Below are 23,124 nucleotides of genomic sequence, written 5' to 3' on the forward strand. Positions count from 1 at the left end.
CCGTCGTTGCGAGCGGAGTGAAGCAACTCGGGGTTGCCCGCATCACTCGGCCTGGCGCCGTCTGGATTGCTTCGCTCCGCTCGCAACGACGGGGCCGGCGGGCCGCCGGTCGGAACCGTCAGTCAGGCGCCGCGTCGCGCGGGCACCAGCACGCAGAGGATCCCGGCGAGCCAGCCGCCCATCAAGGCAAAGCCGCCGGTGGGTGCCGCCATCGGGAAGAGCGCGTGCTGGAGCCACGCGCGCACCGAGAGGTCGCCGCAGAACAGGATCAGGCCGGCGACCAGCAGCCCGGCCGCGACGCGCGCGAGACCGGCCCGGACGAGGCCCGCGGCCCCGAGACCGACCAGCGCCAGGATGGCGGGGGCGTGGAACAGCAGGAACTGCGCCGCCGTCTTCAGCGAGTCCGCCCCGGGGATGTGCGCCGCGGCGGCGCTCAGCGCGACGCCGAGCAGCCCGGACAGGGCGGCGAGCGCCGCGAGCGCGCGGTCGACGCCCGACAACCTCACGCGCCGCGCTCCGCCAGGAGCTTGGCGATGGCCGCCCGCAGATCCGGCACGCCGGAATCGTCCCGGCTCGAGGTGAGGATCACCTGCGGGTAGGCGGCCGGGCGCTTGGCGAGCCCCGCCTCGATCCCGGCGATGCGGCTCGCGACCTCGCCCTTCTTGAGGGAATCGCCCTTGGTCAGCACGACCTGATAGCTCACCGCGGCCTTGTCGAGGCCGTCGAGGACGTCGGTGTCGATCGACTTGAAGCCGTGCCGGGCGTCGATCAGCATGAACACCCGGGCGAGGTTGGCGCGGCCCTTGAGGTAGGCGTGGATCAGCCGGGTCCACGCCTCGACCTTGGCCTTCTCGACGGCGGCGTAGCCGTAGCCGGGCATGTCGACCAGCGACAGGCGCTCGCCGATCCGGAAGAAGTTGAGCTGCTGCGTCCGCCCCGGCGTGTGCGACGTCCGCGCCAGGGTGTTGCGGCCGGTGAGCGCGTTGATCAGGCTCGACTTGCCGACATTCGAGCGCCCCGCGAAGGCGATCTCGACGCCCTCCATGGGCGGCAGCCGGTCGAGGATCTGGGCGGCCGCGTAGAAGTCGGCCGGACCGGCGAAGAGAAGGCGGCCGGCCTCGAGGAGGTCGGCCGCGTCGTCGTTGGTCTCGCTCACGGCGTCTCGCCCGTCAGCTCTTGGTGGCGGCCGCCTTGGTGCCGCCGCGCTTGAACGTGGTGCGGAGGTTGTCCCACAGCTCCACCTTCACGCCGTTACGGCGCATGATCACGTATTGCTGGATCACCGACAGGGTGTTGTTCCAGGCCCAGTAGATCACCAGGCCGGCGGGGAACGAGCCCAGCATGAAGGTGAACACGATCGGCATGAAGGTGAAGATCTGCGCCTGGACCGGGTCCGGCGGCGCGGGATTCATCTTCATCTGCACGAACATCGTGATGCCCATGATGATCGGCCAGACGCCCAGGTGCACGAAGTCGGGCGCCGGGAACGGCAGCAGGCCGAACAGGTTCACGATGCTCGTCGGATCCGGTGCCGCGAGGTCGCGGATCCAGCCGAAGAACGGCGCGTGGCGCATCTCGATGGTGATGAACAGGACCTTGTAGAGCGCAAAGAAGACCGGGATCTGGATCAGCACCGGCCAGCAGCCGGCGACCGGATTGATCTTCTCCTTCTTGTACAGCTCCATCGTGGCCTGCTGCTGCTTCATGCGGTCGTCCTTGTACCGCTCGCGGATGGCGGCCATCTCCGGCTGCACGGCCTTCATCTTGGCCATGGAGACGTAGGACCGGTTCGCGATCGGCAGGAACAGCAGCTTCAGGCAGAAGGTCACCACCAGGATCGAGACGCCGAAATTGCCGAACAGGTGGTAGAAAAAGTCCAGCGCCCGGAACATCGGCTTGGTGATGAAGAAGAACCAGCCCCAGTCGATCATCAGATCGAAGTGCTTGATGCCGAGATCCTTCTCGTAGTTGTTGATGACGTTGACTTCCTTGGCGCCCGCGAACAGCCGCTGCGTCGCGGTCGCCGAGGCACCCGCCGCGAGATTCACGGCGTCGCCGCGCACGCTGGCCTGGTAGACGTTGGTGGCACCGTCGGTCCGGTCGGTGAAGGCGCCGGTATAGGGCGCGTCCTGATCGGGGATCGCGGCCGCTGCCCAGTACTTGTCGGTGATGCCGACGAAGCCGCCGGTCACGCCGCTCCAGGCCTTGCCCTTGGTGTTGGCACCGCCGTAGGCGCCCTCCTTGGCGAGCTTGTCGTAGGTGAATTCCTGCAGGCCGTCGTTGCCGAGATAGCCGATCATGCCCTCGTGCAGGACGTAGTAGCCCTGGGTATGCGGCTTACCCCAGCGCGAGACGAGGCTGTACGGGTAGAGCGTGATCGCGCCCGTGCCCTTGTTCTCGACCTCGTCGCGGATCGTGAACATGTACTTGTCGTCGACCGCGATGATCCGCTTGAAGACGAGGCCGGCGCCGTTGTCCCAGGTCAGGGTCACGGGCATGCCGGGCGACAGCGTCTTGCCGTCGCTGGTCCAGAGGGTGTCGTTGGTCGGCAGCGGACCGGCATTGGCGCCGACCCAGCCGAACTCGGCGTAGTAGGGCGTCTCGGTCCCGGCCGGCGAGAACAGCACGATCTCGGGGCTCTTGGGGTCGATGGTCTCGTGGTAGTTCCTGAGCGAGACGTCGTCGACCCGACCGCCCTTCAGGGCGATCGAGCCCGAGAGCGCCGGGGTCTCGATCCGGACGCGCGGCGAGCGGGCCAGGGCCGCCTCGCGGGAGACCGGGCCGCCCTGGGCGGTCGGCAACGTGCCGGGCGCGGGCGCGGCCGGACCGCCCTCCTTCGGGGACGGCGAGGGCACGCCGTCCGGGGTCACGCCCGGGGGCTGCTGCTGCACGGCCTTGTTCTGCGCCTCGATCTGGCGCTGCTGCTCCATGCGCGGGCCGGCCACGAAGTACTGCCACCCGAGCAGCACCAGCAGCGACAGGCCGATGGCCACGAACATGTTCGTCTTATCATTGCCCATCAGGGACACCGCCGCACGCGTTCGGAGTGGCAACAGGAACGTCGCCGGTCCCGGAGGACCGGCGCGCGCCTGTGATTCGGGGATCTCTGTCGCACCCCTGCGACGGGCCGATGTCGGCACCATCGGTCGGGGCCGCCCGCGCGGAGGCGCGGCCGGCTGCGTGCGGGAGAGAGGACGTCTGAGATGTGGTCGTGTCAGCGATCGGTCTGGAGCGCCGACCGCCGGATCGGCCGGGTGACCTGTCCCCACGGGGCGCGGCCGCGCGGGTCACCGCGGGAATCGCGCGGCGCAGGTCCTCGGCGAGGACCTCGAAGGAGGCTTCGAGGGCGGGGCGGCGGGCGATCAGCACGATGTCGGCCGGAAGGCCCGCGAGTTCGCACGGCAGATCGGACGCGACCAACCCCACGGCCGCGCGGAGACGGCGGCGGATGCGGTTGCGCTCCGTCGCGTGGCCGACACGCTTCGTGATGGTGAAACCGAGACGGAGGCCGGGGCAAACGTCCGGGTTCCGAAGGCGCCCCTGCGCGGTCATACGCTCGGTGTGGAAGCGACGCCCCTCGGCCGCCGCCAGGAAGTCGGGTCGTTTCTTGAGCCGCTCGATCGTCGCCATCGATGGTTCGATCCCGGCCGATACCACTTGCCTCGTGGCGCGGATGCGTCGGAGCGTCCGCGCCGGCGAGGATCAGGCCTCAGGCCGACAGGCGCTTGCGGCCGTGGGCGCGACGGCGCGCGATGACCTTGCGGCCGCCGGCGGTGGCCATGCGCGCACGGAAACCGTGACGGCGCTTACGGACGAGCTTGCTCGGCTGGTAGGTTCTCTTCATGGCTCAGAGCCTTCAAAGGTCGAGGCGCGCTCGCGGGCAGCTATTGCTGCACCCGACCTTCACGCGTCCTGGTTGTCTGCAAACACGAAGGGCGCCCATGCGGGGCGCCACGTCGCGAGTGGCGGGCTTATGGCGGATGAGCCCCGCGAAGTCAACGTTTCGCGGGGCTCAGTGACCCTCGAACTGCATGAGGGTGCGCACCTCGACGCCCAGGTCGCGCAGGCGCTGCGCGCCGCCGATCTCGGGCAGGTCGATGACGAAGCAGGCTGCCACGATCTCGGCGCCGATCTTCTGGAGCAGGTTCACGGCCGCGATCGCGGTGCCGCCGGTGGCGATAAGGTCGTCGACCAGCAGCACCTTGTCGCCGGGCCGAACGGCGTCGACGTGGATCTCGATCTCGTCGGTCCCGTACTCGAGGGCGTAGGCCATCGACACGGTCTTGTGGGGCAGCTTGCCCTTCTTGCGGATCGGTACGAAGCCGCAGGAGAGCTGGTGGGCGATGGCCCCGCCGAGGATGAAGCCCCGGGCCTCGATGCCGGCCACCTGGTGGATCTGTCCGCCGGCGTAGGGATGCACCAGGGCGTCCACCGCCCGCCGGAAGGCGCGCGGGTCGCTCAGCAGCGTGGTGATGTCGCGGAAGATGATCCCCGGCTTCGGGTAATCGGGAATCGAGCGGACCGATTCCTTCAGCGCGACGTGGCGGCGGGCTTCCATGCGTTCGGCCTTCCGTAGGGAACCGCGGGCTTAAAGCAGAAGCCCGGCGGCCTGACCAGTCGGCGGCGGCTCAGGCCGCCTGGACCTTCTTGAGGATGGCGACGAGGTCCCGGTGAAGCCCCTCGTTGCCGCAGGCGACCGACCGGGGCGCCAGCGGCTCGGCCGCGCCGTCCGCCGAGGTCACGAACCCGCCCGCCTCGCGCACCAGGATCACGCCGGCGGCGAAGTCGTAGGTCTGGAGGTCGCGTTCCCAGTAGGCGTCGAGGCGGCCGCAGGCGACGTAGGCCATGTCGAGGGCCGCCGAGCCCATCCGGCGGGTCCCGCCGGCCACCGCCATCACGGCGCCGAGCTCGCGCAGGAGGCGCGGGTGGCTGCCGCGACCAAGATAGGGCGTGCCGTAGCCCACAAGTGCGTCCGCCATGTCCTGGCGGCCGGAGACGCGCAGGCGCCGGTTGTTGAGATAGGCGCCCTTGCCGCGCTCGGCGACGAACAGCTCGTCCTTGATCGGGTCGAAGATCACGCCGGCCACGATCTGGCCCTCGCGCTCGAGACCGACCGAGACAGCGAAATGCGGCACGCCGTGCAGGAAGTTCGACGTGCCGTCGAGGGGATCGATGTGCCAGGTGTGGCTCTTGTCGGTCCCCTCGATGATCCCGTTCTCCTCCAGCACGAGGCCGTAGCCCGGGCGCGCCTTCATGAGGGCGTCGCGCAGCACCTCCTCGGCCTTGCGGTCGGCCGCGGAGACGAAGTCGCCCGGCCCCTTGCGCGAGACCTGCAGGTTCTCGACCTCGCCGAAGTCGCGGCGCAGGCCGCGCGCGGCCTTGCGCACGGCATCGACCATCACGGTCATGAGGGGTGAGGAGATCATGGTCGGACTTTTCGCAGGGGAGGATTGGCGCCGTCGTTACAGGTCGGCGCCGGAAAAGACGAGATGGGGACGGGACATGAGGGGAGCGCGGGCGGCCTCCTCAGCGCGCAGCCGGCGCGGTCAGGCCGACCTCAGCACACCGCCGCACCCGTCGTTGCGAGCGGAGCGAAGCAATCCAGGGCATCGGGCCGTCGGCGGATGTGGCATCCCTGGGTTGCTTCGCCCCGCTCGCAGAGACGGGCGCCCGCAGCACAGCCTGTCGCCGGAAGGCGGCGCGGATCCTACTCGGCGGCCTCGACGAAGACGGTACCGGCGCGGGGCAGGTCCAGAGCCTGCCAGGTCTCGCCCAGCGCCGCGGCGAGGCGCTCGATATGCGCCGCGTCGTGGAACGGCGACGGCGTGATCCGCAGCCGCTCGGTCCCGCGCGGCACCGTCGGGTAGTTGATCGGCTGAATGTAGATCGCGTGGTGCTCCAGGAGATGGTCCGCCGCCGCCTTGCACAGCTCGGCATCGCCGACCATCACCGGCACGATGTGCGTCTCGGTCTCCAGGACCGGAAGCCCCGCCGCGCTCAGCGCCGCCTTCGTGGCCGCCGCCTGACGCTGGTGCGCCTCGCGCTCCGCGCTCGAGCGCTTCAGGTAGCGCACCGACGCCCGCGCCGCCGCCGCCACCGCCGGCGGCAGCGCCGTCGTGAAGATGAAGCCCGGCGCGAAGCTGCGCACCGCGTCGCAGATCGCCGCCGAGGCGGTGATGTAGCCGCCCACGCAGCCGAAGCCCTTGGCCAGCGTCCCCTCGATCACGTCGACCCGGTGCATGACGCCGTCGCGCTCGGCGATGCCGCCACCGCGCGGGCCGTACAGGCCGACGGCGTGGACCTCGTCGAGGTAGGTCATCGCGCCGTAGCGCTCGGCCAGGTCGCAGATCGCGCCGATCGGCGCCACGTCGCCGTCCATCGAGTAGACCGACTCGAACACGATCAGCTTGGGCCGGTCGCCCGCCTGCCGCAGCAGCTCCTCGAGGTGGGCGAGGTCGTTGTGGCGGAAGATCGTCTTGGCGCACCCGGAATGGCGCACGCCCTCGATCATCGAGTTGTGGTTGAAGGCGTCCGACAGGATCAGGCAGTCGGGGATCAGCTTGGCGATGGTCGAGATGCCGGCCTGGTTCGAGACGTAGCCGGAGGTGAAGACGAGACCGGCCTCCTTGCCGTGCAGGTCGGCGAGCTCGCGCTCCAGGTCGACCAGCGGCGAGGTGTTGCCGGCGATGTTGCGGGTGCCGCCGGCGCCGACGCCGCAGCGGGCGGCGGTCTCGGTCATGGCGGCGACCACCTCCTTGTGCTGGCCCATGCCGAGATAGTCGTTGGAGCACCACACGGTGATCTCGGTGGTCTTGCCGTCCGGCTGGCGCCACTTGGCCGTCGGGAAACGCCCCGAGATCCGCTCGATGTCGGCGAAGACCCGGTACCGCCGCTCGCCGTGCAGCTGGTCCAGGGCGCCGCGGAAGTAGCGCTCGTAGCCGGATCCGGCGCGCGTCGATCCCGCTTGGGCGAGCATCGTGCTGGGCATCCGGGTGACGGTCATCGAGCGTCCTTCGCGTGTTCGGCCGCGCGGGCGACACCGCGTGAGCGGCGTCTCAGGCCCGCGATCGAGGTCCGGCCTCGGTCCAGTCCTTCGCGTGAGGGCCGCAAGATACGCGCGGATCTGGAACTGGTTCAAGGTAAGGTTCCGACATCGCAGCGTTGCATCCGTTGAGAGGCCCGCGTGAACCCGCTAGCGTCCGGCACGATCTTCCGACCCGAACTTGGCTCCCGCCCCCTGCAACAGCTCATGTCTCCGACCGCAGACGGCTCATCCGGCGTGGACCGCCCGGCCCCGACCTTGCGGCGACCAAGGGTCGCGCCGTGACGGACTCCAGGGACGAGCGGGCGGAGCGCCTCAAGGCCGCGCTGCGCCAGAACCTGCGCCGCCGCAAGGCGCAGGGCCGCGGGCGGGCCGAAGGAAGACCGTCTCCCGGCGCGGATCAGTCCTGCGCGCGGGAATCGGACGGAAACGGTCCTGATTCCGACAAATCCGGTCTATAGGGCACGGCCAAGCCTGGGCGCTGCCGCGCCCGCGATCAGCACGGCCGGCCGCGCGCCCTCGCGGGTGCGTCGCCCGAGGACACACGATGGACCGCATCCACATCACCGGCGGCGCGCCGCTCAACGGCGTGATCCCGATCTCGGGCGCCAAGAACGCGGCGCTGCCGCTGATGATCGCGAGCCTGCTCACCGGCGAGACGCTGGAGCTGATCAACGTGCCGCGGCTCGCCGACATCGCCGCGCTGACGCGGATCCTCGGCAACCACGGCGTGGACCACATGGTCGTGGGCAAGCGCCCCGGTCAGACCACCGAGACGGGCCAGACGATCCGGCTCACCGCCTCGAACGTCATCGACACCACGGCGCCCTACGAGCTGGTCTCGACCATGCGGGCGAGCTTCTGGGTGATCGCGCCGCTGCTCGCCCGGTTCGGCGAGGCCAAGGTCTCGCTGCCCGGCGGCTGCGCCATCGGCACCCGGCCGGTGGACCTGCTGATCATGGCGCTGGAGAAGCTCGGAGCCGAGATCGAGATCGACGCCGGCTACGTTGTCGCCAGGACCAAGAACGGCCTGCGCGGGGCCGAGTTCGCCTTCCCGAAGGTGACCGTGGGCGGCACGCACGTGGCGCTGATGGCCGCAGCCCTGGCCTACGGGACCACGGTGATCGAGAACGCCGCCCGCGAGCCGGAGGTGGTCGACCTCGCGGAGTGCCTGAACAAGATGGGCGCCAAGATCCGCGGCGCCGGCACGCCGCGCATCGAGATCGAGGGCGTGGCCCGCCTGAACGGCGCCCGCCACGAGGTCCTGCCCGACCGGATCGAGACCGGCACCTACGCCATGGCGGTGGCGATGGCCGGCGGCGACGTCGTGCTCAAGGATACCCGGGCCGACCTCCTCCACTCGGCCCTCGACGTCCTGACGACCACGGGCGCGGAGATCACCCAGGTCGAGGGCGGGATCCGCGTGCGCCGCAACGGCGCCGGCATCGCGGCGGTCGACGTCACCACCGACCCGTTCCCGGGCTTCCCCACGGATCTCCAGGCGCAGTTCATGGCGCTGATGACGCTGGCCAAGGGCCAGTCGCACATCCGCGAGACCATCTTCGAGAACCGGTTCATGCACGTGCAGGAGCTGGCCCGCCTCGGCGCGAAGATCCGCCTGGAGGGCGACCTCGCCATCGTCGAGGGCGTGGACCGGCTGAAGGGCGCCCCCGTGATGGCGACCGACCTGCGCGCCTCGGTCTCCCTGGTCATCGCGGGCCTCGCCGCCGAGGGCGAGACCCAGATCAACCGGGTCTACCATCTCGACCGCGGCTTCGAGGCGCTGGAGGCCAAGCTCGGCCGCTGCGGCGCGCGGATCGAGCGCGTCCGGGCCTGAGCGGCAGCGCTCGGTCCGAACCGGCCGGCGCGCGGCGGCGCCCGAGGCTCAGTCCTCGATCTGCCCGCGCCAGTAGCCGAAGCCGGGAATCTCGCAGCCGCAGGGCGCGTCGGGAGGCGCCGGGCGCACCCTGCACGTGCCGCGGGCCGTCACGCAGACGCTGTCGTCCCACGAGCGCCCGAAATCGCCGCGCCAGCGCGGGCCGCGCCTGTCGTACGCATCGTCGACTGGCGGCGGCGGGGGCGGACGCCAGCCATACCCGTCATCCGCGGGCGGAGGCGGCGGACGCCCGCCGGGCGGCGGCGGTGCGTAGAGATCCCGATCCGGCGCCGGACGCCCGTAGATGTAGGGCCGCGCGTCCGGACCGACCTGCGCGACGGCGGATCCGGCCGCCTGCAGCCCGACGGTCAGCACCGCCACAACCGCGCGCTCGGTGAGTGCCGCCATCTGAGACCCTGCCCCGGCTCGTCCGCCGGCGCGTCTAAACGGCGACGCTGGCCCGAGCCTGTGCCCGGCCGGGATCGCGATCCCCGGACCAGCCGTTGCCCGAACGGGGCCGCGCCGCTACCTACGCCGTGCCGCGGACCGGCCCTCGCCGCCCGACCCGCGCCCCGTATTCCCCGAGGACCCTCTGCATGGAGCTGCTCAGGCTCGCCGCCCTCGACACCGAGGACCTGACCGTGATCTCGGCCCATCTGCAGGACGCGATCCTGCGACCGCAGGACCTGACCTTCCTCGCCGGCGAGCACCGCTTCCTCATGGCGGTGCGCCGCTTCGACTGGACGCCGAGCGCCCCGCCGCGCCGGCGCCTCGCCGGCCTGCACGTCGAGCGCGTGCTGGGCGTGAAGAGCCGCGGCCTGAAGCCGGACGACGCGACGCCGATCAGCCTGCTCGCCCTCACCTTCGAGCCGACGGACGCGCCCTCCGGGCACATCGACCTCGTCTTCTCCGGCGGCGCGGCCCTGCGGCTGGAGGTCGAGTGCATCGAGGTCCGGATGAAGGATCTCGGCCCGGTCTGGGAATCGGCGAACCGTCCCGGGCACGACATCGACACCGATACGGCCGCCGGCTCGGCGGCCTGACGCGAGACAGAAGGCTTCCCGATGGTCCGGCTCGACAGCAGCGATCCGAATTTTGCCGCCGCCTTCGCGCGCCTCCTCACGGTGAAGCGCGAGATCGCCGAGGACGTGGACGAGGCGGTGCGCGGCATCATCGCCGACGTCGTCGCCCGCGGGGACGAGGCGCTGGTCGATTTCACCCGGCGGTTCGACCGGCTCGGCGCGGACTTCTCCGCCGCGCAGCTGCGGGTCACGGACGCGGAAATCGAAGCGGCCGTCGCGGCCTGCCCGCCGGACTCGCTCGAGGCCCTGCGCCTCGCCGCCGAGCGGATCGAGAGCTTCCACCGGGCCCAGAGGCCCGCGGATCACCGGGCCACCGACGCCCTCGGCGTCACGGCCGGCTGGCGCTGGACCGCGCTGGAATCGGTCGGCCTCTACGTCCCGGGCGGCACCGCGAGCTATCCCTCCTCGGTGCTGATGAACGCGCTGCCGGCGCGCGTCGCCGGAGTGCCGCGCCTCGTCATGGTGGTGCCCACCCCGGACGGCCAGATGAACCCGCTGGTCCTGGCCGCCGCGCAGCTCTCCGGCGTCCACGAGGTCTATCGGGTGGGGGGCGCCCAGGCGGTCGCGGCCCTCGCCTACGGGACCGCCACGATCGCCCCCGTGGCCAAGGTCGTCGGGCCCGGGAACGCCTGGGTGGCGGCGGCCAAGCGCCGGGTCTTCGGCCAGGTCGGGATCGACATGATCGCCGGCCCCTCCGAGGTGCTGATCCTGGCGGACGGCCACGCCAACCCCGACTGGATCGCCGCCGACCTCCTGGCCCAGGCCGAGCACGACGTGGCCGCCCAGGCGATCCTGATCACCGACAGCGCCGAACTCGCCGGCGCCGTCGAGGCGGCGGTCGAGCGCGCCCTCACCACCCTGCCCCGTCAGGAGATCGCCCGGGCGAGCTGGCGCGATTACGGCGCCGTCATCCGGGTCCGCACCTTCGACGAGGCCGTGCCCCTGGTCGACCGCCTCGCCCCCGAACACCTAGAGATCGAGACGCAGGACGCGGAGGCGCTCGCCGCCAAGGTCCGCAATGCCGGCGCGATCTTCCTGGGCTCGCACACGCCGGAGGCGATCGGCGACTATGTCGGCGGCCCCAACCACGTGCTGCCGACCGCGCGCTCCGCCCGATTCTCGTCCGGGCTGGGCGTGCTCGACTTCATGAAGCGGACGACGATCCTCGCCTGCACGCCGGAGAGCTTGCGGGCGCTCGGCCCGGCGGCGATAAACCTCGGCCGGTCCGAGGGCCTGGAGGGGCATGCCCGCTCCGTCGCGATCCGGTTGAACCTGTGAGGTTTTGGGGATGGCGGAGAAGCAGCGCGGGCCGAACCGCCTCGCGAAGGTGAGCCTGGACGAGGGGTCCATCGCCCGCGGCAATCCGGATCAGGAGCACGAGCGGGCGATCGCCCTGTTCGACATCCTGGAGGACAATTCCTTCACCATCCCCGGGCGGGAGGGCCCCTACGCGCTCACGCTCGGCCTCGTCGAGAACAAGCTGTCCTTCGCCATCACCACGGTGGACGGTGAGCCGGTGATGACGCACCTCCTGTCGCTCACGCCGTTCCGGCGGGTGATCCGCGACTACGAGATGATCTGCGAGAGTTACTACAACGCGATCCGCACCGCCTCGCCGTCGCAGATCGAGGCGATCGACATGGGTCGGCGGGGCCTGCACAACGAGGCGTCCGAGACGCTCAAGCAGCGGCTCGAGGGGAAGGTCGACCTCGACCACGACACGGCGCGCCGCCTGTTCACCCTGATCTTCGCGCTGCACTGGAAGGGTTAGGCGCCCTCCGCGCCGACCGGCGATGGCTGAGCCCGCTCCCGAGCCTCCTCCCGAGCCTTTTCCCGACGCGCCCCCGAAGAAGCGGCGGGTGCAGTCCGTCCTGTTCATGTGCAACTACAACGCCGTGCGCTCCGTGGCGGCGGAAGCGATCGCGCGCGCCTATTTCGGCAAGTCCACCTACGTGCAGTCGGCCGGGGTGCGCTCCGGCGAGCCCACCGACCCGTTCATGGTCGCGGCCCTCGACGAGGTCGGCATCGACGCGAGCCGGCACCGCCCGCGCACCGTGGAGGAGCTGGAGGACTGGGAGGGCCTGAACTTCGACCTGATCATCACCCTCGCGCCGGAGGCGCATCACCGGGCACTGGACCTGACGCACACCCTCGCGGCCGATGTCGAGTACTGGCCGACCCCCGACCCGACACTGCTGCAGGACGCCTCGCGCGAGCAGCGCCTCGACGCCTACCGCGATGTCCGCGACGGGCTGACCCGGCGGATCAAGGCGCGCCTGAAGGCATAGGCGGACAGGCTGCCGCGACGTTGCCTTGCTGGCAGACCTCACGCGCTTGGCGGAAACATCTCTTCCCGATGGCCGCTGCCGGGAATCCCTAACGTCAGCCGCGGTTGCCGACCAGCCAAGCGCGCATCCGGCCGGCGAGGAGCGGCCGGGCGCGCCCGACATCCTCGTCGTCGAGCAGCGGCGAGGCTGCGAGGGTCGCGAGATAGGCGTCCTCGGCGGTCCGGCAGGCCCGGAAGGCGGCGTCGGCGGCGAGATCCCGGTCCGTCAGCGCGGCCTGGATCCGGAAGTTGCGGCTGACGCAGTCGCGCCACGCGGCGTGGCGGGCTTCGGTCTCGCTCGCGGCCCGGGCGGTGCCGCAGGCGGCGGCGACGAGGACGACCGCGAGGAGCGGGACCGGCGTCACGTGGCGGGCTCGCGGCATCGTTAAGGCACTCCGTCACCCGACAGAGTGGCGCCGCAGGGTTAGCGATCCGTTAAGGAACGGCGCCCACGGCGCGGGTTCCTCTGTCGTCCACGCACCTTGTTCACCGGCTTCACCGGTTTGCGGTGGTGACCGGGGAGGTGACGCCGCCGAGGGAGACCCAGGCGACGGCGTCCTGGCTCTCGCGCTTGATGAACACGTAGCCGGTCTTGTGCCAGGGCAGGATCGCGTTGGTCTTGTTGTCGAGCACCAGGTCGCCTCGGTCGGTGATCAGGGTCAGCACGGCATGGCCCTCGCCCTTCTCGTCGATCACCACGGTCATGCGCATCGCCCGCCGCGGCAGGCCGGCCTCGGCCAGCATGTGCCGCTTGAGCAGCTGGAAGTCCTCGCAGTCGCCGATCCCGTCCTCGGCCAGGTCCCAGCGGTCGGCCACGTGCAGGTGGTCCTGATCGGTCATCGGCTCGATCGCCTTGTTGACCCGCCGGTTCACCGACACGATCGTCGCCCAGGTCGCCGGCGTCAGGCTGATCCGGGCCGGCTCGCCCCGGTCCAGCGCGCACTCCGCCGCGTAATTCTGGCAGAACGTCACCCACGCGGCGATTGGCTTGGCGTCGCCCTGTACCCGGGCGCCGGCCTCGGTGGGCAGGCTCGCCAGCGTCTGCGCCTGGGCCGGGGCGGCGAGCCCCGCGACGGCGAGGGCAGCCAGGGCCGCCCGGCGGCTCCGGGAGAGCCGACGCGAGGCGGGTCCCTTGACCAGGCCCTGCATCATGGAAACCGCGAACCGCATCGCCGGGACCCAACCGTTAAGCTCTCGTTAACGAAAGCTCTCACGCCGGCGGGCCGGCGGCAATCCGCCGATTAACAAAAGGTTAATGCTGTGCGCAACGCGGATAATCGCACTCTTGGCCGGTCATCGCGACGCTCACCGGCCGTGCGCGAAAACGTGAAGGCGCCTCAAGGTGTTCTCGGACGAGATCCGCCGTTATCCCGGCACCGCGCCACCAAGAAGAAGCCTGTGGGCGGCAGGAGGAAGACGTATGCGGTGCGTTGCAGACAGAGTGGCCGGCCTCGTCCTGGCCGGGCTCACAGCGGGAACCCTGGGGATGCTGCCGGCCTCCGCCGCGGCCCCGACCGCCGCCCCGCCCGCGACCGACCTGAAGAGCGACGGGCCGACGCAGCCGGCCAAGGTCCAGGACGGCCAGTACACCGACAAGAACGGTAATCCGACCTACCACGTCACGGACGGCGGCAAGATGGTCGACTGGTACACCATGTCCGGCTACGTCCGGTACAGCGCGAACTGCATGGCCTGCCACGGTCCCGACGGGCTGGGTTCGACCTACGCGCCGTCGCTGGTCGATGCCCTCAAGGGCATGGACTACGCGCAGTTCGCCGGCATCGTCGTGGGCGGCAAGAGGGACGTGAACGCCTCGCAGGAGCTGGTGATGCCCGCCTTCGGCGAGAACAAGAACGTCACCTGCTACCTGCCGGACATTTACACCTATCTCCGCGCCCGCTCCGACGGGGCGCTCGGCCGCAACCGGCCGTCCGAGCACGAGCCCAAGCCCGCGGCCTTCGAGAAGGCCGAGGATGCCTGCATGAAATGAGCCCTCCCGGTCCGGCATCCCGCGCGGACCGGACCGGGGTCGACACGCCCCGTTGCACCGCTCGATTGCGCACGACATACTCCGCGCAAGACGCTGAAGAGCGGGTGCCAAGCCTGCCGAGGGGGTCGCAGGGGGTGGAACGTGGCTCAAGGATCGGGAGTGCGCCGCCATCTGTGCGGCATCTGGACGGCCTGGACGGACGCGGCCGGGGCCGCCGACGCGGCCGCGGAGGTGGCGCTCGCGGTCGGTGACACCGCCCTGTCGCAGGTCGTCGCGTTCTTCTCCGCCGATTACGATGCCGAGATCCTGGCGCGCGCGCTGGAGACCCGGTTCCCCGGCGTGCCGGTGGCGGGCTGCTCGATGTCGGGCGGCATCGCCCCGGCCGGCGGCCTCGACCGCGGGCTCGTCGTCATCGCGTTCCCGGCCGAGCGGTTCCGGATCGTCTCGACCGTCCTCGACGCCATCGACCACCTCGACGTGGAGCGGACCGCCTCGGCGGTCCGGGCGCTGCGCCGGACCCTGGACCCGCTGGACCGGTGCCGCGATGTCGACGCGGCCGGCACGGGCCACCGCTTCGCCCTGTCGCTGATCGACGGGCTCGCCAACGCCGAGGAGACCGTGGTCTCGGCGATCGCCTGGGCGCTCGACGGCATCCCGATCGTCGGCGGCTCGGCCGGCGACGACCTGCGCTTCCGCGACGCCGTCATGCTCCACGGCGGGAAGATCCACCGCAAGGCGGCGGTCCTGGTGCTGGTCGAGACCGACTTCTCGGTGGAGATCTTCAAGAGCGACAATTTCGAGCCGACGCGGACGAAGTTCGTGGTTACCGCCTCGGACGGCGAGCGCCGCACCGTGCACGAGCTCAACGCCGAGCCGGCGGCCCGGGAATACGCGATGGCGATCGGCCTCGACCCCGAGGGGCTGTCGCCGATGAGCTTCGCCGCCTACCCGCTCGCCGTGAAGGTCGGGGGCGAGTATTTCTGCCGCTCGATCCGGCGGATGAACGAGGACGGCTCGCTCAGCTTCTTCTGCGCGGTGGACGAGGGCGTGGTGCTGACCCTCGCCGAGCCGCGCGACATCGTCGCCTCGACCCGGGCGGAGCTGGCGCGCCTCGATGCCGTGCTCGGCGGCGTCGACCTGATCATCGGCTTCGAGTGCGTGCTCCGCCGCCTCGACGCCGAGAGCCGGCAGGTCCGCCACGGGATCGCCGACCTCTACCGCCGCTACAACGTCGTCGGCTTCGAGACCTTCGGCGAGCAGTACCGGGCGATGCACCTGAACCAGACCTTCACGGGCATCGCCATCGGCAAGACCCTCGCCGCGGGCGCGCCGGCCGCGGGCCCCGCCCCGGCCGCGTCGTGACCCTGCACCCGAACGGCCTCGAGACCGACGCGTCCCTGCACCGGCGGATCGAGAAGCTCGAGCGCATCAACGCCGCGCTGATGTCCCATGTCGAGCGCTCCATGGACCAGCGGGGCAGCGCCTACTCGCTGTTCCAGACGGCGATCATGCTCGAGGGCCGGGTCCGCACCCGCACCGAGGAGCTGACCGGGCTGATGCACCGGCTGGAGCGCTCCAACGAGGCGCTGGCCGCGGCCAAGGAGGAGGCCGAGACCGCCAACCGCTCGAAGACGCGGTTCCTGGCGGCGGCGAGCCACGACCTGCTGCAGCCGGTCAACGCCGCCCGCCTCTCGATCTCCGCGCTCGCCGACCTCGACGTGCCGCCGGAGGCGCGCACCATCGCCGGACAGGTGGAGCGGGGCCTGCAGACCATCGAGGACCTGATCAAGACGCTCCTCGACATCTCGAAGCTCGATGCCGGGATCGTCCGGCCGCAGGTCCAACCCGTCTTCCTGCCCGACCTGCTGGCGGGGATCGCGGAGAGCTTCGAACCCTTCGCGCAGCGCAAGGGCCTGCGCCTCTCCGTGCACTGCCCGGACGTGACCGTCACCAGCGACGTGGTGCTCCTGCAGCGGATCCTCCAGAACCTCGTCTCCAACGCCGTCCGCTACACCCGCACCGGCGGGATCGTCCTGGCGGCCCGGCGCCGGTCCGGCGGCGTCCGGATCGAAGTGACCGACACGGGCTGCGGCATCGCCGCCGAGGAATGCGAGCTCGTCTTCGACGAGTTCTTCCGGGGCGGCGACCGGCCGAGCAGCGGCGAGGAGCCGGGCCTCGGCCTCGGCCTGTCGATCGTCCGCCGCATGGCCCTGGCCCTCGATCATCCCCTGCGGCTGCGCTCCCGGGTCGGCCACGGCACTCGGGTGTCGCTGACGCTGCCCCTGAGCGCGGTCCCGGCCGCCGCCGCGCCGCCCGCCCCGGTGGCGACCCGGCTCTCGGGAGCCCACGTCCTCGTCGTGGAGAACGACGCCTCCACGGCCGACGCCCTCGCGCGCCTCCTCCAGAACTGGGAGGCCCGGGTCTCGACCTTCCGCGACCTCGCGGGCGTGAAGGCCGCCGTCGAGGCGGGCGCCGGGGCGCCGGACATCCTGGTGCTCGACTACCATCTCGACGACGGCGCCTGCGGCCTCGACGTGGCCGCCTATCTCCGGGCGCTGCGGACCGACCCGCTCCCGGTCATCGTCACCACCGCCGACCATACCGGCGCGGTCGAGGCGCGCGTCACCGCCGCCGGCGCGGAGCTCGTGCACAAGCCGATCAAGCCGGCCCAGCTCCGCTCCCTGCTCACCTACATGCTGGCCTGAGCCCCATCGGGCGCCGCGACGCGCCGGCTCGCGCCGGATCCGAGCCGCGCGCGTCCGCGGCGAACGATCCCGTCCGCGCCGTGACATAGGACACACCGCCCCCCTCGACGGGCCTGCCCGCCTGCGCGACAGGGAGTAGCATCCGCGGCGCGTCCCGTGCCCGGATGTCCCCCCGCCATCGACGTCACGGACCCGCCGGGACGCCGCAGGAGCGCGCACCCATGGCGCAGGTCCCGCACGGTCCGACAGGCAGCCCGCCGGGTCATCCTCAGGGCACCGCGCAGGGGCCCGTCCAGGACGGCCTGCCGCCGCGCGAGCGCGTCCTCGCCATGGCGGCCATCGGGCTCGCCATGACCATGGCGGTCCTCGACGGGGCCATCGTCAACGTGGCGCTGCCCGTCATGGCCAAGGACCTGGCGGTCCGGCCGGCCGACGCGATCTTCGTGGTCAACGCCTATCAGGTCGCCGTCACGGCGAGCCTCCTGCCGTTCGCGGCCCTGGGCGACATCTTCGGCTTCCGGAAAGTCTACCTGCCGGGGCTCGCACTGTTCGTCGCCGCGTCGCTCGCCTGCGCGGTCGCGCCGAACCTGCCGATGCTGATCGCGGCCCGCATCGTCCAGGGCCTCGGTGGCGCGGCGATCATGAGCGTGAATATCGGCTTCGTGCGCTTCATCTACCCGCACCGGATGATCGGCCAGGGGGTCGCCAACGTCGCGCTGGTGGTGGCGGTGGCCTCGGCCGCCGGCCCGACCGTGGCGGCGGCGATCCTGTCGGTGGCGACCTGGCCCTGGCTGTTCCTCGTGAACATCCCCGTGGGCCTGCTGGCCCTGGCGGTGGCGTCCCGGACCCTGCCGGTCACACCGGCGAGCGGCCGCCCCTTCGACCTCGCGAGCGCGGTGCTCAACGCCCTGACCTTCGGCCTGCTGATCATCGGGATCGACGGTCTCGGCGATCCGGAGGCGCGCGGCGTCGCGATCATCGAGCTCGCCGCCGCCCTGGTCATCGGCGCGGTGTTCGTGCGGCGCCAGATCCGGCTGCCCGCCCCGCTCCTGCCGGTCGACCTGCTGCGGATCCCCGCCTTCGCCCTGTCGATGGCGACGTCCGTCGCCTCGTTCTGCGCCCAGATGGTCTCCTACGTTGCGCTGCCCTTCTACTTCCAGGACGTGCTCCACCTTTCCAGCACCCAGACCGGCTTCCTGCTCACCCCCTGGCCGATCGCGGTCGCCGCGATGGCGCCGGTCTCCGGCCGCCTCGCGGACCGCTACCCGCCCGGTATCCTCGGCGGCGTCGGGCTGGCCATGATGGCCGCCGGGCTCGTCAGCGTGACGCTCCTGCCCGCGGCCCCCGCCACCCTCGACATCGTCTGGCGGCTGACCCTGTGCGGTCTCGGCTTCGGCCTGTTCCAGTCGCCCAACAACAAGGTCATCGTCACCTCGGCGCCGCGCGAGCGGGCCGGCGGGGCGAGCGGGATGCAGTCGACGGCGCGGCTGACCGGACAGTCGCTCGGCGCGGCCCTGGTGGCGGTGATCTTCGGCCTGACGCACGGGCTCGGGGCCGAGCGGGCCGTCACCATCTCGCTCTCCTGCGCGGTGGCGCTCTCGGTGATCGGCGGCTGCGCCAGCGTCCTGCGGCGGAGTCGGAGCGGCTAGACCGACCCCGTATGCCACCGCGGGCGCGGGACCGCGTTGACGCGACGAGTCACGTGCAGGAGCATCCCATGGATCTCGATCTCACCGGCCGGAAGGCCCTGGTCACCGGCTCGACCGGCGGCATCGGCTACGCCATCGCCAAGGAACTCCTCGATCTCGGCGCCGAGGTCGGCATCAACGGCCGCACGCCCGAGCGCGTCGAGGCCGCGCTGGCGAAGCTGCGGGGCGAGGCGCGGGCCGGCCGCGCCTTCGCGGCGCCGGGGGATGTCGCGACCGCGGACGGCGTGTCCGCGCTCGTCCAGGGGCTGCCGGTCGTGGATATCCTGGTCAACAACACCGGGATCTTCGAGCCGAAGCCGTTCTTCGAGATCCCGGATGCCGACTGGCAGCGCTTCTTCGACGTCAATGTGATGAGCGGCGTGCGCCTGTCCCGGGCCTACACGCCCGGCATGGCGGAGCGCGGCTGGGGCCGGGTGATCTTCATCTCCAGCGAGTCCGGCATCAACACGCCGACCGAGATGGTCCATTACGGGATGACCAAGACCGCGCAGCTCGCGATCTCCCGCGGGCTCGCCCAGACGGTTGCCGGCAGCGGCGTGACGGTGAACAGCGTCCTGCCCGGCCCGACCCTGTCGGAAGGCGTGGCGGAGTTCATGACGCGCATGGCCGGCGGCGCGGCCGACGCCGACCTCGAGGCAATGGGCCGCCAGTTCGTCGCGGAGCACCGGCCCTCCTCGCTGATCCGGCGCCTCGCGCGGGTGGAGGAGGTGGCGAACCTCGTCGCCTATCTCTGTAGCCCGGCCGCGAGCGCCACCACCGGCGCAGCTCTTCGGGTCGACGGCGGTGTCCTGCAGGGGCTCGCCTAGGATCGGTCAGGGCCCGACCCCGGGATCAGGACCGCTCCGGGCGTCTCCCGCCGGTCCCGGAAGCGGTGCCCCGGTCGACGAACCCCCGGGCGTGGGACCGCGATGGCCCGGCGGGAGCACGCGAGGAAGCCCGGGATCCAGACCCGTGGACGCGTCCCGCTCCGCGGACCGCCCAGGCCCGCCGGAGCGACCGGCGGCTCTGGATACCGGGCTTTCGCCCGCGACGCGCCGCGCCATGTCGGCCGGTCTTCCGGCCCGACTGGAACGTCGCGGAGGCACCTAGAGCCGTCGGCCCAGACGAGACGCCGGACTTGGCTCTAGGTCGTGATCAGGCCTTCAGGTGGGCGGCGAGATGCTTGTTCATCTCGAACATGGAGCACTTGTCCTTGCCGAAGACCTTCTTGAGCTTGTCGTCGGCAACGATCTCGCGCTTGTTCTGCGGATTCTGAAGATTGTTCTTCTTGATGTAGTCCCAAACCTTGCTGACCACCTCGCCGCGGGGCAGCGGGCTGGTGCCGACGATGGCGCCGAGCTCGGCCGACGGCTTCAGCGGCTGCTGCAGAGCGTTGGGCTTGGTGCCGGCCGACTTGGCGGCAGCCGGCTTCGCGGCCTTCGCCGGGGCGGCCTTCTCCGCAGTCTTGGTGGTCTTGGCCGCCTTCGGCGCAGCCTTCTCGGTCTTTGTGGCCATAAACTTCCTCCGGTTCTCGGGCCGCAGGCCGGGGCATGATCGCCCCACGGCCGAGCCAGCATAGCAGCAACTAAGCGGTGCCGCCGCCGTTCCAAGGGGAAATTGCCTTTGCAGCCCCCTCATCCACAAGGCACGCACGAGAATCCCCTGTGGGATCGCCCGATCGACGCCGTGGTGAAGATTATTCGGCCCCGTGCCGGGCGCGAAACCTGCTCTTAACAATCCTGCGCGCGAAGTACAGACATGTTCGCCCCGGCCCTCACGCTCGCGCTCCTGCTCGCCACCGGACTGGTCACCGGTCTCGGGCTGGTGATCCGCGCGGAGACGACGGCCTCCGGCATCGCCCCGGGGCGCGGACTGATCTGAGCGCGCCGGGATTGCCGCGCCGGTCGGCCGGGTGCATCAGCCCGACCGCATGACCGACCCGATCACCCTCGCCAGCCTGGAAGGCACCGCCCACGTCGTCCAGGTGGCGCTCAGCCCCGTCTTCCTGCTGTCGGGCATCGCGACGCTCCTCAACGTCTTCGGCGCCCGCCTCGCGCGCGTGGCGGACCAGGCCGACCACGTCTCCGGATTGCTGGCGGGGGCCGGCGACGCCGAGCGCGTCCGCCTCGGGCAGCGCCTGGACCGCCTTCACCGGCGCTCCCTCGCGCTCGACGCCGCGGTGTTCCTGGCCGCGCTCGGCGGCGTGGCGACCTGCGGCTCGGTGCTGACGCTGTTCGTGGGCGCGCTGCGCGACAGCACGGTCGCGACCCTGCTGTTCGGCCTATTCGGCGCGGCGATCCTGTGCACGCTGTGCGCCCTCGTGGCCTTCGGCTTCGAGATGCTGCTGGCGAACCGCTCGGTCCGCGACCGGATCAACCAGCGGCGGGCGAGCGCCGGCGTGCCGCCCGATCGCTGAGCGCTCGGTGCGGGTCCGGACCCCGCGCCCCGCCGGCGGAACCGGTCCCGACCCGCGCGCTTAGTGAGCCGAGGGACCGCCGCGCGGGCACGACGCCGCGCGCGAACCGGGAGAGATCATGCCGACGGACCTGCCCAACGAGCGCACCCTGAGAAAGCCCGGCACGCTGGAGCTCGACCCCGCCGCCGGCGAAGGCATCGCCATCGACGAGACGCCGCGGCTGATCGCGTCCAACAGGGTCGAGGGCACCGCCGTCTACGACCGCAGCGGCCGCCACCTCGGCGCCATCCACAATTTCATGGTGGACAAGATCTCCGGACAGGTCGCCTACGCGGTTCTGGCCTTCGGGGGCTTCCTCGGGCTCGGCGAGACCCACCACCCGCTGCCCTGGAAGGCGCTGAGCTACAGCACCGAGCTCGGCGGCTACGTGGTCGATCTCGAACCCGGCGTGCTCGCGGAGGCGCCGAGCCAGGCCGCCGGTTAGGTCTGGCTCGTCGACCCGGGCTGTCGGGCGCGGATCATCCCGCGTCGCGGCGCGCGGACGCCCCGCTGCGGGGCGGTGCGGGCCCCGGGACGTGCCGGCTCAGAACTTCCCGCCGAGGCCGACGCTGCCGCCCGGCGACAGCATCGGGCCCATCGATCCGCTGCCGCCGCTGCCGCCGACGGCCGCGTTGCCGCCGTCGAGATCCTCGCGCCGGATGCGGCGCTCGCCGCTGTCGGCCGTCCGCGTGGCGCCGCCGGCGGTCTTGGGAATCGCGAGCTGCCTCGTCGGCGCCGTCTGGAGAGGCTGACCGTCGGCATCGACCGCGGCGTTGCGCGGCTCGCGGTTCGGCAGCGAACCGCGCAGCGACGGCGGCAGCCCGACCTCCGTCGCTGGCATCACGCCTCCGCCTCCGCCGAGCGCCTGACAGCCGGCCACGAGACCGGACAGGGCGGCACCGAGCGCGAGGCCGCGCGCTGCCGCGCATCGCGACGTGGTGAGGGTCGACATCGTGTAGTCCTCGACAGTGGCCACGGTGCCATCCGCGGCTCGCGTGGGTTTATGCGCGGCTGTCTACGCTGGGGATGCGGCGAAAACCAGACAGCGCCGCGGGACGCCGGGGGATGACGCCGCCCCCTCGGGCCGTGCGGGCGCCCCGCGCGGCCCGAGCCTTGCTGCGAGGCCGCCGCGGTCCATAACTTCGCCCAGGTCCTGCGGCACGACGCCATCCGCGGGCGGGATCCTGCCGGCGGCGGACCCGGAACCGGCCGAATGCGGTCGTGGACGCGCCGGCACGCCGGCGCGGCCCGGCCTTTCCTCAGAGGACGAAGCGTGTTCAGAACCAACCGGATGATCGCGGCCGTGACGCTCGCCCTCTGGGCGTCGGGGGCCGCGGCGCAGGCCCAGGTGAGCGGCAGCGAGGGTCCTGCCGGCCAGGCCGCGCCGCAGAGTCCGGCCGCACCGCCATCCGCACCGCCGGCCCAGACGCCCACCCAGACCCCGGTACCGGCCCCGACGCCACCGCCCGCGGCGACCCCGGCCGCTCCGCCCGCCAGCCCGCCGGCTGCCACGGGCGCGCCGCCCTCCGCGGCCCAGGCCCAGCAGCAGGGGACACCCGCCACCGTCCTCGACACGCAGGATTACGAGAGCCTGCTCGGCCGCAGCGTGCGCAGCGCCGGCGGCGACGAGCTCGGGCGCGTCATCGACATCATCATCGACAAGGAGGGCCATCCCCGCGCCGCCATCATCGATTTCGGCGGCTTCCTCGGTGTGGGGACCCGCAAGATCGCCGTGGACTGGCGCGCCCTGCGCTTCACGCCGGACGGCGGGAAGGAGCGCAAGCTGTCGGTCGCTCTGACCCGCAATCAGGTCCGCGTCTCCCCGGAATACAAGGCCGGCGAGCCGATCGTGGTCCTGGGCCCCGCCAGCCCGGCCGCACCCGCGGCCGAGGGCGAGCAGGCGGCCGCGCCGACGGCGGGCTCCGCGACGCCGCCGCAGTCGGCCCCGGCTCCGGCCCCG

27 protein-coding genes and 1 pseudogene are annotated in these 23,124 nt (G+C 71.7%); 15 read left to right on the forward strand and 13 right to left on the reverse strand.

All coding sequences use genetic code 11. The annotated features are described in order from the left end of the window. Positions 1-122: 122 nt before the first annotated feature. The 8 genes from ACLBYE_RS20445 to hemA form a co-directional block, all read right to left on the reverse strand. Entirely contained in the window at positions 123-500 is a 378-nt protein-coding gene (locus ACLBYE_RS20445) for a DUF423 domain-containing protein (protein ID WP_447695577.1), read from the reverse strand. 2 nt (positions 501-502) lie between these two features. After that, positions 503-1,156, reverse strand: coding sequence for a ribosome biogenesis GTP-binding protein YihA/YsxC (gene yihA, locus ACLBYE_RS20450; RefSeq protein ID WP_056526930.1), 654 nt, complete (start codon positions 1,154-1,156; stop codon positions 503-505). Positions 1,157-1,169: 13 nt separating this feature from the next. Then, positions 1,170-3,020, reverse strand: a complete 1,851-nt coding sequence (gene yidC, locus ACLBYE_RS20455; protein WP_447695565.1) for a membrane protein insertase YidC — start codon at positions 3,018-3,020, stop codon at positions 1,170-1,172. Beyond that, entirely contained in the window at positions 3,010-3,630 is a 621-nt protein-coding gene (gene rnpA / locus ACLBYE_RS20460) for a ribonuclease P protein component (protein ID WP_447695566.1), read from the reverse strand. Before rnpA ends, yidC begins: the two co-directional genes overlap by 11 nt. A 79-nt stretch (positions 3,631-3,709) precedes the next feature. Beyond that, positions 3,710-3,844: a 50S ribosomal protein L34 gene (rpmH, locus tag ACLBYE_RS20465; protein WP_007558110.1), complete on the reverse strand. Its 135-nt coding sequence runs from the start codon at positions 3,842-3,844 to the stop codon at positions 3,710-3,712. A 168-nt stretch (positions 3,845-4,012) separates the two neighbouring features. Further along, positions 4,013-4,558: an adenine phosphoribosyltransferase gene (locus ACLBYE_RS20470; RefSeq protein ID WP_012320444.1), complete on the reverse strand. Its 546-nt coding sequence runs from the start codon at positions 4,556-4,558 to the stop codon at positions 4,013-4,015. Between the two features lie 70 nt (positions 4,559-4,628). Continuing rightward, positions 4,629-5,426: an inositol monophosphatase family protein gene (locus ACLBYE_RS20475; protein ID WP_447695567.1), complete on the reverse strand. Its 798-nt coding sequence runs from the start codon at positions 5,424-5,426 to the stop codon at positions 4,629-4,631. A gap of 281 nt (positions 5,427-5,707) precedes the next feature. Then, positions 5,708-6,976 (reverse strand): 5-aminolevulinate synthase, encoded by a 1,269-nt coding sequence (gene hemA, locus ACLBYE_RS20480; protein WP_026604818.1) that lies wholly within the window; start codon positions 6,974-6,976, stop codon positions 5,708-5,710. A 347-nt stretch (positions 6,977-7,323) separates the two neighbouring features. Here hemA and ACLBYE_RS20485 point away from each other — a divergent pair, with 347 nt between their 5' ends. Both ACLBYE_RS20485 and murA read left to right on the forward strand, forming a co-directional pair. Next, positions 7,324-7,503, forward strand: coding sequence for a hypothetical protein (locus tag ACLBYE_RS20485; protein WP_081636463.1), 180 nt, complete (start codon positions 7,324-7,326; stop codon positions 7,501-7,503). A gap of 86 nt (positions 7,504-7,589) precedes the next feature. Next, positions 7,590-8,879 (forward strand): UDP-N-acetylglucosamine 1-carboxyvinyltransferase, encoded by a 1,290-nt coding sequence (murA, locus tag ACLBYE_RS20490; protein ID WP_447695568.1) that lies wholly within the window; start codon positions 7,590-7,592, stop codon positions 8,877-8,879. A 48-nt stretch (positions 8,880-8,927) separates the two neighbouring features. Here murA and ACLBYE_RS20495 read toward each other — a convergent pair whose 3' ends face one another. Further along, on the reverse strand, positions 8,928-9,326 hold the full coding sequence (locus ACLBYE_RS20495; RefSeq protein ID WP_447695569.1) for a hypothetical protein: 399 nt from the start codon (positions 9,324-9,326) through the stop codon (positions 8,928-8,930). 188 nt (positions 9,327-9,514) lie between these two features. On the opposite strand from ACLBYE_RS20495, the gene ACLBYE_RS20500 reads away from it, so the two are divergent. From ACLBYE_RS20500 to ACLBYE_RS20515, 4 genes are all read left to right on the forward strand, one after another. Then, positions 9,515-9,961 (forward strand): DUF2948 family protein, encoded by a 447-nt coding sequence (locus tag ACLBYE_RS20500; protein ID WP_447695570.1) that lies wholly within the window; start codon positions 9,515-9,517, stop codon positions 9,959-9,961. A gap of 21 nt (positions 9,962-9,982) precedes the next feature. Continuing rightward, entirely contained in the window at positions 9,983-11,278 is a 1,296-nt protein-coding gene (gene hisD / locus ACLBYE_RS20505; protein ID WP_020092506.1) for a histidinol dehydrogenase, read from the forward strand. Positions 11,279-11,288: 10 nt separating this feature from the next. Continuing rightward, positions 11,289-11,771 carry a UPF0262 family protein gene (locus tag ACLBYE_RS20510; protein ID WP_020092507.1) on the forward strand — a complete coding sequence of 161 codons (483 nt, stop codon included), beginning with the start codon at positions 11,289-11,291 and terminating at the stop codon, positions 11,769-11,771. A 106-nt stretch (positions 11,772-11,877) separates the two neighbouring features. Beyond that, a complete protein-coding gene (locus tag ACLBYE_RS20515; RefSeq protein WP_234083060.1) occupies positions 11,878-12,288 on the forward strand; it encodes an arsenate-mycothiol transferase ArsC in 411 nt (136 codons plus the stop codon). Between the two features lie 94 nt (positions 12,289-12,382). On the opposite strand, the gene ACLBYE_RS20520 is transcribed toward ACLBYE_RS20515, so the two are convergent. Then, positions 12,383-12,709 carry a hypothetical protein gene (locus tag ACLBYE_RS20520; protein ID WP_020092509.1) on the reverse strand — a complete coding sequence of 109 codons (327 nt, stop codon included), beginning with the start codon at positions 12,707-12,709 and terminating at the stop codon, positions 12,383-12,385. 112 nt (positions 12,710-12,821) lie between these two features. Further along, positions 12,822-13,496 (reverse strand): transglutaminase-like cysteine peptidase, encoded by a 675-nt coding sequence (locus tag ACLBYE_RS20525; protein WP_447695571.1) that lies wholly within the window; start codon positions 13,494-13,496, stop codon positions 12,822-12,824. A gap of 250 nt (positions 13,497-13,746) precedes the next feature. On the opposite strand from ACLBYE_RS20525, the gene ACLBYE_RS20530 reads away from it, so the two are divergent. The 5 genes from ACLBYE_RS20530 (at position 13,747) to ACLBYE_RS20550 (ending at position 19,536) form a co-directional block, all read left to right on the forward strand. After that, a complete protein-coding gene (locus ACLBYE_RS20530; protein ID WP_447695572.1) occupies positions 13,747-14,316 on the forward strand; it encodes a c-type cytochrome, methanol metabolism-related in 570 nt (189 codons plus the stop codon). Between the two features lie 159 nt (positions 14,317-14,475). Next, positions 14,476-15,678, forward strand: a complete 1,203-nt coding sequence (locus ACLBYE_RS20535) for an FIST signal transduction protein (protein ID WP_447695573.1) — start codon at positions 14,476-14,478, stop codon at positions 15,676-15,678. After that, positions 15,675-17,021, forward strand: coding sequence for an ATP-binding response regulator (locus tag ACLBYE_RS20540; protein ID WP_447695574.1), 1,347 nt, complete (start codon positions 15,675-15,677; stop codon positions 17,019-17,021). Before ACLBYE_RS20535 ends, ACLBYE_RS20540 begins: the two co-directional genes overlap by 4 nt. A gap of 221 nt (positions 17,022-17,242) precedes the next feature. Continuing rightward, the gene (locus ACLBYE_RS20545) at positions 17,243-18,670 is read left to right on the forward strand and encodes an MFS transporter (protein WP_447695575.1); all 1,428 of its coding nucleotides are present in this window, start codon (positions 17,243-17,245) and stop codon (positions 18,668-18,670) included. 68 nt (positions 18,671-18,738) lie between these two features. After that, positions 18,739-19,536: an SDR family NAD(P)-dependent oxidoreductase gene (locus tag ACLBYE_RS20550; protein WP_447695576.1), complete on the forward strand. Its 798-nt coding sequence runs from the start codon at positions 18,739-18,741 to the stop codon at positions 19,534-19,536. Between the two features lie 328 nt (positions 19,537-19,864). Here the strand turns inward: ACLBYE_RS20550 and ACLBYE_RS20555 are convergent, their stop codons facing one another. Next, entirely contained in the window at positions 19,865-20,224 is a 360-nt protein-coding gene (locus ACLBYE_RS20555) for an SWIB/MDM2 domain-containing protein (protein ID WP_012320460.1), read from the reverse strand. 243 nt (positions 20,225-20,467) lie between these two features. On the opposite strand from ACLBYE_RS20555, the gene ACLBYE_RS20560 reads away from it, so the two are divergent. The 3 genes and pseudogenes from ACLBYE_RS20560 to ACLBYE_RS20570 all read left to right on the forward strand — a co-directional run. Further along, positions 20,468-20,590, forward strand: coding sequence for a hypothetical protein (locus ACLBYE_RS20560; protein ID WP_331316910.1), 123 nt, complete (start codon positions 20,468-20,470; stop codon positions 20,588-20,590). A gap of 49 nt (positions 20,591-20,639) precedes the next feature. Then, positions 20,640-21,125, forward strand: a complete 486-nt coding sequence (locus tag ACLBYE_RS20565) for a DUF2721 domain-containing protein (RefSeq protein ID WP_447695578.1) — start codon at positions 20,640-20,642, stop codon at positions 21,123-21,125. Positions 21,126-21,243: 118 nt separating this feature from the next. Continuing rightward, positions 21,244-21,606 (forward strand): annotated as a pseudogene (locus tag ACLBYE_RS20570) (PRC-barrel domain-containing protein); the annotation flags it as partial. Between the two features lie 102 nt (positions 21,607-21,708). Here the strand turns inward: ACLBYE_RS20570 and ACLBYE_RS20575 are convergent. Beyond that, entirely contained in the window at positions 21,709-22,116 is a 408-nt protein-coding gene (locus ACLBYE_RS20575; RefSeq protein WP_026604823.1) for a hypothetical protein, read from the reverse strand. A 339-nt stretch (positions 22,117-22,455) separates the two neighbouring features. On the opposite strand from ACLBYE_RS20575, the gene ACLBYE_RS20580 reads away from it, so the two are divergent. Continuing rightward, a partial coding sequence (locus ACLBYE_RS20580) for a PRC-barrel domain-containing protein (protein WP_447695579.1) occupies positions 22,456-23,124 on the forward strand: 669 nt, incomplete at its 3' end.

This window comes from Methylobacterium sp. A52T, from assembly GCF_053346095.1.